This window comes from Arthrobacter sp. UYEF21, from assembly GCF_040546085.1.
Classification (GTDB): Bacteria; Actinomycetota; Actinomycetes; order Actinomycetales; family Micrococcaceae; genus Arthrobacter.
Window position 1 is genome coordinate 1 of the sequence record NZ_JBEPNF010000030.1, and the last position, 10,370, is coordinate 10,370.

Consider the following 10,370-nt stretch of genomic DNA (forward strand, 5'->3'; position numbering starts at 1 on the left):
ACCCCTCACCAAAGGAAGCGGGCCCGGGGCCAACCAGACCGGGACCCGCTTCCCCATGCACTATTGACATTCGCGCCTACATATCAGGGCGTGTCACCCAATTCCTTGATTATCTGGTTGCCAACGACGGCGTGGGAGGCGACGGGTTAACGTGAAAGGACTAGAATCCGAAGTCGCTCAAGCCCGGGTGGTCAAGCGGACGGGGACCACTACGATCCCAGTGGAACTTGCGCTCGGATTCCTTGATCGGCACGTCGTTAATGCTCGCATGCCGCCACCGCATGAGTCCGTGCTCGTCAAAGTGCCAGTTCTCGTTGCCGTACGCACGGAACCACGCGCCGTCTGGATCGTGATACTCGTAGGCGAAGCGCACAGCAATGTGGTTGCCCTCGAATGCCCACATCTCTTTGATCAGGCGATATTCGAGTTCGTGGTGCCACTTACGGGTGAGGAAAGCGATGATGGCGTCGCGCCCCTCGACGAATTCCGACCGGTTGCGCCACCAGCTGTCGACCGTGTACGCGGACGCGACCTTCACCGGATCACGCCCGTTCCAGCCGTCTTCACCGGCCCGGACTTTCTGCGTCGCGGTCTCGCATGTGAAGGGCGGGAACGGCGGCTTATCCTCTGTCATGGCTGTACCCACCTTTCTGCCGGCCCAGTTTTCCGGACGGTCGCCCACCCGCCAGACCGAACTCTTTCCCGGTCGACGTCTTGACCAATGCGACCGGGCCCCCGACCAGCGATAAACGCGTCGAGACGAACACTGGTGCTGCGGTCACGCCAGTCTAATCAGTTGACACATTAGAGGAGAAGAACGAAGCGTGAAAAATGGCACGGAACTACTGCAGGATGCGTGATGACCTCCCAACGATCCATAGGTGCTCCTAAACAGTCAGCGCAGAGTGGGTGGCGCGTGTTTTTTGATCGTCGTGAATTCTGTCACTGGGTGTCTCGTTGGCTAGGCTTGCGTGGTGAAAACAAGACCTTCGATGCCGGTTGGCAGCGCCTCCTTCAGCCGCGCCCTGGCGCTGCTGGTGGCCGGCACCTATTTCATGGAAATCCTTGACGGGACCATCATTGCCACCGCCGCAACCGGCATGGCAGCGGACCTGCACGTGCGCCCGGTGGACATCAACCTGGCCATGACGGCGTACCTGATCACGCTCGCCGTCGGCGTCCCGATCAGCGGCTGGTTGGCAGAGCGGTACGGTGCCCGGAAGGTGTTCACGGCCGCGATCGCCATCTTTACGGTCGCATCGCTGCTGTGTGCACTGAGCCCGAACCTGACGTTCCTGTGCCTTGCGCGGATGCTGCAGGGCGCCGGCGGGGCCATGATGGTGCCCGTGGGCCGCCTCTTGGTGCTGCGGGACGCGGACCGAAAGGACTTCCTGGAGGCCATCGCCTACCTGACGTGGCCGGGGCTGATCGCCCCCGTGATTGCCCCCGCACTGGGCGGGCTGCTGACCACCTACGCCAGCTGGCACTGGATCTTCCTGATCAACGTGCCGCTGGGCGTCGTCGCCTTCGCCGTCACGTTGCGCGTGGTGCCCTCCTTCCGTGCCCGGAAGGTGCCGCCGCCGGACTGGTGGGGATTTGTGCTGACCGGAACGTCCCTTGCGGCCCTGGTGATCGGGCTGGAAATGATCGCCTCGGCACCCACGCCGTGGCCCGCCGTCGTGCTGTGGCTGGTGCTGGCCGCGTTGTCCGGGGCCGCGGCGCTGCGGTGGTTCGGCCGGGCCAGGCACCCGCTGCTGGACCTGCGCGCGCTGCGCATCCCCACGTTCCGGGTGGGCAATGGCGGCGGGGCGTTGTACCGGATGGTGATCAACGCCGTGCCGTTCCTGCTGCCGCTGATGTTCATGCTCGGCTTCGGCTGGACCGCCTTTGCGGCAGGGCTCATGACCATGGCCGTTTTTGCCGGCAACGTGCTCATCAAGCCGGCCACCTCCCCTCTGATCCGCCGCTTCGGCTTCCGGACGGTGCTGCTGCTCAGCAATGCCGGCGGCGCCGTGGTGCTGGGGCTGTGCGCGTTGCTCGGGTCTGACACCCCGCTGGCCGTGACTGCCGCGGTCCTCGTTGCCAGCGGCGTGTTGCGCTCGATCGGATTCAGTGCCTACAACACCCTGCAGTTCGCCGATGTGCCCAAGGCCCGCATGACGGGCGCCAACACGCTCTCGTCCACGATCGCCAAAATTGCCTCGGGCCTGGGCGTGGCCGTCGGGGCGCTGATCCTGCGCGCCGCGCAGGCCATGCTCCCCGGTGCGGCGCCCGTGGCCAGCTACCAGTGGTCCTTTGCCGTGCTGGGCGTGCTGATGCTGTACCCCGTGGCCGAAGCGCTGGCCATGCACCGCACGGCCGGCGAAGGGGTGCGGACGCGGTAGGCCGGGCCGCGCAACCGGTGTGTTTGGTGTCGAAATCGTGGGGTCCCCGGCTGAAACCAACACTTAGGGACATTCAACTGCCCGGACCCTGGACGGCGATAACGGTAGTAGGCGGTTAACCGGGCGTGACCCGACTCTCGACTGACACCTTTTCCGGTTGTCTTGAACATGAGCAGTCCACTGGTTTAGCGGCCCGCATCAAGGGTGTTGCCCAGCCGAACAGGAGTGCATCGGAGCCCGGCCCAGCGGTCCCCTCACCATCCTGTCCGCCTGACTCGTCAACACGAGCCCACCTGTTGCTTCAGCGGTTTCAGGGGAACTTGTCCCATCATGAGAAACGAACAGATCAAGGTCGTTGCCAGGATCGACGCACACGCAGACACCCAGCACGTTGCGCTGGCCACCAAGCATGGCAAACACCCGGGTTATACGAAGTTCCTGGCCGTCCGTTCAGCGTACCGGGAGATCGCCGTCTACCTGTCCGGCTTTGGACCAGCCACCGCTGCCGGCATCGAAGGAACTGGCTCCTATGGAGCCGAAGTGGCCCAGGTTCTGGCCGGCAAGAGATTCAGCATCCGGGAGGTCACCCAGGCCTAACGACGCCTGCACGAGAAGTCTGCTCCCTCGCCACGCCTACCAGGCTGCCGCATCGGTACTGGTCAGGTGCTGGGCGTCGTCATTTGTCCAGGTCATGCTTCCGGGCGCACGCGCTGGCCGACCCAGTCATCGATTCCCCGCGAATAGCGGAGAGCCACCGGGGTGTCGATAAAGCCTTTCACCCCATGCGGAGCACCGGCGTGGACATGGAGTTCGGCAGGAACTCCCGCCTGATTGAGCCGGGTGGCATAGTCGATCGCTTCGTCGCGGAAGCCGTCGACGTTGCCGACTGCGATGTAGGCGGGCGGGAGACCGCTCAAGTCCTTCGCCCTCGCCGCTGCCGCGTACGGCGGGATGTCTGCGTTGCCGTAGAGGTCCCCAAGGTAGGAGCGCCAGCCGTATTCGCTGGTGTGCGGGTCGTGGACGACCAGGCCCCCCATCTGACTTGAGGGGGTGAGCTGGCGGTCGTCGATCATGGGTGCGTCAAGCACTTGGAATTTCAGCGGGAATTCTCCACGATCTCGCGCCAATAGAGCGAGAGCTGCCGCGAGACCGGCACCAGCACTTGATCCGGCAACCCCGATATTGTTCGGGTCGACCCCGAGCTCCTCGTGATGATCGAACACCCACCTCAGCCCGGCATAGCAGTCTTCGAGTGGCCCCGGGTAGGGCACTTCGGGGGAGCGCCGGTAGTCAACTGATACTCCGATCAGGTGGTACCTGCGAGCCCAACGAGAGAGGCGGTCATCGTCCATGTCAAAACTTCCCAGGACATACCAGCCACCGTGGATCGAATACACACACGGGAGCGGCCCATCGACCCCTTGAGGCCGGTGTACCCGTACCTGAACGCCCACCGCACCGGGAATCGGATAATCGTTGCGCTCGACGAATAGAGCCAGCGGTACGTCTCGAGTTGTTCCGGCCGCTCGACGTTCCGCCAGCGTGTCAGCGCTGAGCGCCGGACCACCCGAGGAACCCACCAGTTTCGCAATCATCGGATCGAGTTCAAGCACAATGTCACCACCACTAAAACTGTCGTTTCTTCAATAGTTAGGTTGACACAACGTAACTAGCCTACGGGGATTCTTTCTACGCACTCCAGACTTCCCGGCCCACGAAAACCACACATCGCGGGGTCGAACTGTGGTTCTTCACAACACTGCACAGACGGAAATAAAGGTGGCAATTCCTGCTATATCGGCGCTAATGTAGGTGGATTCCACCCTGGGAACTCTTAGCTGACCGATGACCACACGCATTCAATGCGTTGGCCTCCATTATAGGACGGTCAAAAATTAGGATGAATCCGGGCTCGAATGGTAGTTACGGCGGGCGGTCGTCAACAAGCCGGTCACGGATGGCGGCACTGTGCGTGGAAGGCCCGGAACACAGATACTCGCACGTGGGAAGTCATCGAGGAAGTGGAGGAAATTGCCGGCCGCCACGGCGTGAGCGCCTCGCAGGTGGCGCTGGCGTGGCTGGCAGAGCGCCCTGCTGTGACCTCGGTGATCCTGGGCGCCCGGACCACGGCCCAGCTCGCCGACAACCTCGCGGCGGCAGACCTCGCGCTCACGCCGGGGGAGACGGAGCGGCTGACCTAGGTCAGCCGGCTGCGCATCGGGGTGTACCCGTACGGGCCGATGGCCCAGGAGCAGCGCAGCAGGAAGTTCGAAGGCGGCCGCTAGCGCCGGCGCCTGAATTCAGCGCGGCACTGAACCATCACAAGTCGCATCCCCGCCGAGCATCGGAACCGGGGGACTATCTCATTAACGGTGTATCCGGCGTTTTCCTTTAGTAGCTTTCGGCTGCCGGGAATCGGTCGCTGAAAGTGATGGCGAAGGCGTTCAAAGCTGGCTTCCAACGCACGGCCCATCGGGTCTTGCCGGCACCGGTCGGATCGAGGGACCGGGTGACCAGATACAGGCACTTTAGCGCGGCCTGCTCGGTGGGGAAATAACCCACTGCCTTGACGGCGCGCCGGTACCTGGCGTTTAGCGATTCAATGGCGTTGGTCGAGCAGATGACCCGCCGGATTTCCACGTCGTAGTCCAGGAAGGGGATGAACTCCTCGCATGCATTCTCCCAGAGCCGCACGATCGCCCCTTATTTCTTGCCCCAGCGCTCCGTGAGCTCCTCAAACGCCGCCCGCGCCGCCGCGGCGTTCACCGCGGTGTAGATGGGCAACACGATGCCGTTTGGGGCGTCCCAGCCCTTTTTCGAGGCCAGCCGGAAGGTGCTCCGGATCAGGTGGCTAATGCACGTCTGCACGGTTGTCAGCGGTCACACGGCAGACCCGTTCAAGGTGGGTGCTGGTGAAATCGGCGCCATGATCGCTGTAGAGGAGATCGGGGAGACCCATGACGGGCCAGGCCCGATGCTTCTTGCGCTGCACGGCCTGGTGAAGGGCAAGGGCGGTCTGGAGCGCGGTCGGCGCACCGGTAAAAACGGTGTAGCCGGCGACGGCGCGGGAGTAGTCATCGAGTACGACGGTCAGCCACGGCCGTGCGCGGGCGCCGGCGGCGTCGACAATCTGAATGTCCAGCTCGGTGTGGTCGCACTGCCACTGCTCGTTCGCGCGGCTGGCGGTGCGCCGGTAGACCAGCTCGAACCGGTCGCGGTATGCGGCGTCGCCTTCGAGCGCGATGGTGCGAAGTCCGAGATCGATGGCGGCAACGACCGCCCGGACCGTCGAGTAGCCGGGGGCGGGAATGCCGCGGTCGACCGCAACGGCACCGATCCGCCGGTGGATAAACGCGATGGTCGGCGCCGGCCGGCGGAGCGCGAGGCCTTCGATCGCGCCCACGATCTCCGGCGGGAGCGAATGGCTCCCGCGGTCCGAGCGTGGCCGGCGGCCCAGAGCCGCGACCGAGCCACCGGCGCGGAATCCCGCCGTCCACCGTTGCAGCGTGCGGAGGGGAATGCCGGCCTGACCGGAGATCCTGGCGAGGGGAACACCGTCATCGAGGTGCTGCCGGAGCAGTGCCGCACGCTCTTCGGCCGACAGCCGATGCTTCATGACCGGCGGTCTTCGGCCGCCTGCCGGTGGCGGTAGAGCGTCGCGCGGCTCCAGCCGACGAGCCGTGCCGCGTCCTCAGCGGAGCGACCCTTCGCGCGGGCGTCCGACGCGATCGCAAGCTTGTCAGCGATGACAAGTGGGTCGGATAACGGCCGGCCGAAACGGGTTCCGCCCTGTCTCGCCGCGGCGATGCCCGCGTTCACGCGTTCGACGATCAACTCCCGCTCATACTCAGCCAGGGTCGCAAGCATGTTCAGCATCATCCGCCCGGTCGAGGTCGCCGGGTCGATGCCGTCCGAGATGGACCTTAGGTGCACGCCGCGCTCCCGCAGCAGGTTCACTGTGTTCAACACATCGATCAAGGATCGGCCGAGCCGGTCCACCCGCCACACGACAACGGTGTCGCCGGGCTCCACGTACGCGAGGAGCTTTTTCATCCCGGGCCGCTCAATAGCGGTCTTGCTTCCGGAGGTGACGTCGGCGAACACGTCGCGTTTCTGAACCCCGGCATCGACCAGTGCAGCGAGTTGCAACTTTGCGTCCTGGCCCGACGTACTCACACGTGTATACCCGAGATGTCTCACCCGGCCATTGTGCCTCAGAAACCCCCGGCCGGCACCCGTCTGAGACGGTTCATGGTGAGACATCTTTCCAAGACACGGGGCGGCCCGGCAGGACGCCGGTTCCCTCGACCCTGCACGACACGACGTCCGTGTCTCGAAAAACTGTAGATTTTCAGGACTGGCGTCGGGTCTGGGGCGGAGTGCGGGCACTCCTCGTCGTCTGATGCCTCCGCGGGCGGCGGACGCTGGTGAGAGAACCTTCATTTGGCCCGTCCTGGCGTTGAACCCGTGGCGAAGTCCCGGCCGTGTGTAGGGGGTGTTTGCCCGCTCCGGGCTGGGTCTGGACGGGAGGTCTGGTGGTGAGGTCGGTGTGGCAGTAGCATCGGTTTCTAACCACCCCCGATCTGCGAGTCCTCTTGGCACTACCGACCAGTTTCCCGGTTGCGCGTGCCTGCGGCGTAGGCGGCTCCCGGCGTGCAGGTGCGCCACACCGTGAGGAGACGGGCATGACCATCGGGACGCGCAGGGCAGAAGCGGGGAACTTCGTCGACGGTGAACTCATCGTCGGCTCCGAGGGGAGCGTGTCGCGGTCGCCGGCGGACGGGTCCGTTCTGGGAACCTACACCGAAGCCGACACGGCGCAGGTGCAGGCCGCGCTTTCGGGCGCCCGCAGGACGTTTGACGAGACCGACTGGGCATCCGACAGGCAGCTCCGGCACAAAGTGCTCAATCAGCTCGCGGACCGTATTGAGGGTCGCAGCCCGGAGCTAACGAAGATGCTCTCGCGGGAGAACGGAAAGCTCGTCGGGGAGGCCCGCGGCGAGGTGGGAGGGGCGCCCGCGACGCTCCGCTACTGCGCCGCGCTGGCCCTGACCTCGACCGGACGCGCGGCAGAGGTCCGCGCAGGCGTTCACGTGACCTCGGTGCCTGAACCGGTCGGTGTTGCAGGGGTCATCGTCCCTTGGAATTCGCCGGTCATCCTCTCGGTCCGTTCATTTGCCCCGGCGCTGTCCGCCGGCTGCACCGCGGTGGTGAAGATGCCCTCGCAAACAGGGCTAGTGAATGGCATCCTCCACGAGATCTATGCCGAGACGCCCGGTCTCCCACCGGGTGTCCTCAGCTCGCTGACCGAGTCCGGGGACCTGCTCGCACGGGAGCTTGTCGCGTCGCCGCTCGTCGGCGCGCTCTCGTATACCGGAAGCACGCGCGTGGGCCGTGAGATCATGGCGGGCGCTGCGCCCTCGCTCAAGCGGGTCTTGCTCGAGCTCGGCGGGAAGACACCCATGATCGTATTTGACGACGCCGACCTGGATGCTGCCGTGCCTGTCCTGACGAAGGGCGTGACGGTCTTTTCCGGGCAGTTCTGCATGACGGGGAGCCGGGTCCTCGCGCAGCGCGGCGTCAGCGGCAAGCTTCGGGAACGGCTCACCGCGGCCCTCGAGGCCGTGGTGGTGGGTCCCGGCGACGATCCAGCCAGCGACATGGGCCCCCTGATCGACGAGGCCAGTGCCCGCCGTGTCGACGGGTTCGTACGCAGGGCCATCGATGCGGGGGCGAAGCCATTGGTCCGTGGCGGCGTCGTCGCCGACGGCAGCGCCTTCTACCGCCCGAGTCTCCTCGAGGTCGACCGCGTGGAGAGCGAACTCGTCCAAGAGGAGGTCTTTGGCCCCGTGGCGACGTTTGAGGTCTTCGACAGCGAGGATGAGGCCGTTGCATTGGCCAATGGCACCCGCTATGGGCTCTCCGCGGCGATCTGGAGTCGGGACGTCGATCGGCCCCTTAGGGTGGCCCGACGGCTCCTGGCCGGAACCGTGTGGACCAACTCCTGGGTTGTCATGGCCGACCAGTTCGAGGAGGGCGGGTTCAAGCAAAGCGGCCTGGGCCGCCTCAGAGGACCTCGAGCCCTCGAGGAGTTCCAGGAATACAAGACTTACGTCCACCCTGTCCGTTAGGGCGGCGGGCAAAGCCTGCGATCCGGCAATCTGCCCAAGGGGCTGGCCATGCCACGCTTCCTGACTCTCAAAGAAGAATTCCAGGCGTTGTCAGGAAGAAGACCACCGTCGTGGTCCGCGCCCACGGTCACGTGGCCTGGGTCCCGGGGCGGATGTTGGCGTTGTAGCGGAACATGTTCTCCGGATCCCATTCGGTCTTGATGCCGGTCAGCCGTTCGTATTTTGGTCTCCATAGGCTGACCTGACATGGATCGCTGCGCTGACCGGAGCGCCCGCCTCCACCGTCGGCTATCACCTCGCTGTAGCGGGGGGAACGCGGATACCCAGCGGTACAAGCTCCTCCGCCGCGGCGAGCTGGAACAGGCCAGGCGCAGGATGAATCAGTGTCGGGCCGGCGTAGGGGCGGCGGGACGGAAACCCGCAGCGCCGAAGCTGAGGATATTAAACAGGGAAGACGGATTGACTACGTCGAAACTACCAAGTGGTGCCGGTCTTCCCTGTTTGCCCTCAGCAAAAGGATGAACGACTCCGTCAGCGGCCGCCCTTGACGTCCGGCGAGGGGTCCTCTTGCGGGCTGCACGGTGACAAATAGCGCTGTAAAAAGACCGCCGGTTACCGCTGCGAGTCACACCGCAATATATCGCTGCGATTCACAAATCTCTTCAACAAGTTGGCTGGTTTGTAGCGAATACGGTCGTCAATGGCACTGTCGGAGGGTTATTTATGCAACCGCGGTTTACGGCCTTCGTGGAAGTGGTTGTTCCTCTGCCGGGTGGTGGGGCATGAGGAGGACGGGGCAGGGGGATTGGTGGGCGATCTGGTCGCTGATGCTGGTGCCGAGGAAGGCCATCCAGGCGTGGTGGTTCCGGGATCCGAGGATGAGGAGCTGGTCCGAGCCGGCGTTGACCTGGTCTTTGGCTCTGGACTGGTCCTCCATGGTCAGGTCCTGGCCTTCGATCCAGTCGTGGCCGATGGAGTGGATGAGTTGCACGGCAGTGCCGGTCGCGACGGCGAGGTCGCGTGCCTGCTCCAGGATGGCTTCGCTGTGGGGTGTGGTGTCGATGGCGACGAGGATGCGGGAAAACATGGTCTCTCCTGGTTGGAAGGGCGGGGCTGGTGGGGTGGGGTGGTCAGTTCAGTCCGGTGGCGTATTGGAGTCCGAGGCTGGTCAGGGTGACGATGATCCACAGCAATGCGCCCAAAAGAAGGGGCTTGGTCCCCGCGCGGCGGAATCCGCCCAGGTCTGTCGACAGGCCGATGGCCGATAGTGCGACGGTGATCAGGAAGACCGAGAGTGTGCTCAAACCGGTGTGGGCGGCGGCGGGGATCAGGCCGAGGGTGTTGATGGCGGCGATGAGGAGGAACCCGATCAGGAACCAGGGCACGAGGCGGAACACGTTCACCCGGGCCCGGGGTGCCGGTCCTGTTCCGGCAACCTCGCCGACGGGGAAACTGTTCCCGGTTTGTTTCAGACGGTGTCCGGCCCAGGCCGCGAGTCCAAGACAAATGGGGATGATCATCAGGGTGCGGACAAGTTTGACGACGACGGCGAAGTTGGCGGCGGTGTTGCCGTACGTCGTTGCGGTCGCGACGACGGAGGACATGTCGTTCACGGCGGTGCCGGCAAAGAGTCCGAAGGCGTGCTGGCTCATTCCGAGCAGATGACCGATAAAGGGGAAGGCCAGGACGGCGGCGATGTTGAATAGGAAGATTGTGGAGATCGCGTAGGCAACGTCAACGCTGACGGCGCCGATCACCGAGGTGACTGCGGCGATGGCGGAGGCGCCGCAGATGCCGGTGCCGACGCCGATGAGGGTGCGCAGGTCCCTGACGATTCCGAGCCAGCGGCCCAGCA

At 64.6% G+C, this 10,370-nt stretch carries 10 protein-coding genes and 2 pseudogenes; 4 read left to right on the forward strand and 8 right to left on the reverse strand.

Going from position 1 to position 10,370, the window contains the following annotated elements; all coding sequences use genetic code 11:
• Positions 1-160: 160 nt before the first annotated feature.
• Positions 161-634 carry a nuclear transport factor 2 family protein gene (locus tag ABIB27_RS18740; protein ID WP_354217964.1) on the reverse strand — a complete coding sequence of 158 codons (474 nt, stop codon included), beginning with the start codon at positions 632-634 and terminating at the stop codon, positions 161-163.
• Between the two features lie 340 nt (positions 635-974).
• Here ABIB27_RS18740 and ABIB27_RS18745 point away from each other — a divergent pair, with 340 nt between their 5' ends.
• Both ABIB27_RS18745 and ABIB27_RS18750 read left to right on the forward strand, forming a co-directional pair.
• Complete coding sequence (locus ABIB27_RS18745) at positions 975-2,384, forward strand: MFS transporter (protein WP_354217965.1); 1,410 nt, start codon at positions 975-977, stop codon at positions 2,382-2,384.
• A 330-nt stretch (positions 2,385-2,714) separates the two neighbouring features.
• A complete protein-coding gene (locus tag ABIB27_RS18750; protein WP_354254637.1) occupies positions 2,715-2,981 on the forward strand; it encodes a hypothetical protein in 267 nt (88 codons plus the stop codon).
• 92 nt (positions 2,982-3,073) lie between these two features.
• On the opposite strand, the gene ABIB27_RS18755 is transcribed toward ABIB27_RS18750, so the two are convergent.
• Complete coding sequence (locus ABIB27_RS18755) at positions 3,074-3,979, reverse strand: alpha/beta hydrolase (protein WP_354254641.1); 906 nt, start codon at positions 3,977-3,979, stop codon at positions 3,074-3,076.
• A gap of 375 nt (positions 3,980-4,354) precedes the next feature.
• Between ABIB27_RS18755 and ABIB27_RS18760 the strand changes: the two are divergent.
• Positions 4,355-4,669 (forward strand): annotated as a pseudogene (locus ABIB27_RS18760) (aldo/keto reductase); the annotation flags it as partial.
• Between the two features lie 106 nt (positions 4,670-4,775).
• On the opposite strand, the pseudogene ABIB27_RS18765 reads toward ABIB27_RS18760, so the two are convergent.
• The 3 genes and pseudogenes from ABIB27_RS18765 to ABIB27_RS18775 form a co-directional block, all read right to left on the reverse strand.
• Positions 4,776-5,264 (reverse strand): annotated as a pseudogene (locus ABIB27_RS18765) (transposase); the annotation flags it as partial.
• The gene (locus tag ABIB27_RS18770; RefSeq protein WP_502909279.1) at positions 5,236-6,000 is read right to left on the reverse strand and encodes a TnsB C-terminal domain-containing protein; all 765 of its coding nucleotides are present in this window, start codon (positions 5,998-6,000) and stop codon (positions 5,236-5,238) included. The gene ABIB27_RS18770 and the pseudogene ABIB27_RS18765, both read right to left, overlap by 29 nt.
• Entirely contained in the window at positions 5,997-6,584 is a 588-nt protein-coding gene (locus tag ABIB27_RS18775) for a recombinase family protein (protein ID WP_354217967.1), read from the reverse strand. The genes ABIB27_RS18770 and ABIB27_RS18775 overlap by 4 nt, the downstream gene beginning before the upstream one ends.
• A 485-nt stretch (positions 6,585-7,069) precedes the next feature.
• Between ABIB27_RS18775 and ABIB27_RS18780 the strand changes: the two genes are divergently transcribed.
• On the forward strand, positions 7,070-8,515 hold the full coding sequence (locus ABIB27_RS18780) for an aldehyde dehydrogenase family protein (RefSeq protein WP_354217968.1): 1,446 nt from the start codon (positions 7,070-7,072) through the stop codon (positions 8,513-8,515).
• A 127-nt stretch (positions 8,516-8,642) separates the two neighbouring features.
• On the opposite strand, the gene ABIB27_RS18785 is transcribed toward ABIB27_RS18780, so the two are convergent.
• The 3 genes from ABIB27_RS18785 to ABIB27_RS18795 form a co-directional block, all read right to left on the reverse strand.
• Positions 8,643-8,810 carry a BBE domain-containing protein gene (locus ABIB27_RS18785; RefSeq protein WP_354217969.1) on the reverse strand — a complete coding sequence of 56 codons (168 nt, stop codon included), beginning with the start codon at positions 8,808-8,810 and terminating at the stop codon, positions 8,643-8,645.
• A 441-nt stretch (positions 8,811-9,251) separates the two neighbouring features.
• Positions 9,252-9,602 carry a universal stress protein gene (locus ABIB27_RS18790; RefSeq protein ID WP_354217970.1) on the reverse strand — a complete coding sequence of 117 codons (351 nt, stop codon included), beginning with the start codon at positions 9,600-9,602 and terminating at the stop codon, positions 9,252-9,254.
• Between the two features lie 43 nt (positions 9,603-9,645).
• On the reverse strand, positions 9,646-10,370 hold a 725-nt coding region (locus ABIB27_RS18795; protein ID WP_354254639.1), incomplete at its 5' end, for a YeiH family protein.

Excerpts from the sequence above, each read along its gene's own strand:
- ABIB27_RS18740 (WP_354217964.1), bottom strand. The coding sequence starts at position 634 with ATGACAGAGGATAAGCCGCCGTTCCCGCCCTTCACATGCGAGACCGCG.
- ABIB27_RS18750 (WP_354254637.1), top strand. The coding sequence starts at position 2,715 with ATGAGAAACGAACAGATCAAGGTCGTTGCCAGGATCGACGCACACGCA.
- ABIB27_RS18755 (WP_354254641.1), bottom strand. The coding sequence starts at position 3,979 with ATGATTGCGAAACTGGTGGGTTCCTCGGGTGGTCCGGCGCTCAGCGCT.
- ABIB27_RS18770 (WP_502909279.1), bottom strand. The coding sequence starts at position 6,000 with ATGAAGCATCGGCTGTCGGCCGAAGAGCGTGCGGCACTGCTCCGGCAG.
- ABIB27_RS18780 (WP_354217968.1), top strand. The coding sequence starts at position 7,070 with ATGACCATCGGGACGCGCAGGGCAGAAGCGGGGAACTTCGTCGACGGT.
- ABIB27_RS18790 (WP_354217970.1), bottom strand. The coding sequence starts at position 9,602 with ATGTTTTCCCGCATCCTCGTCGCCATCGACACCACACCCCACAGCGAA.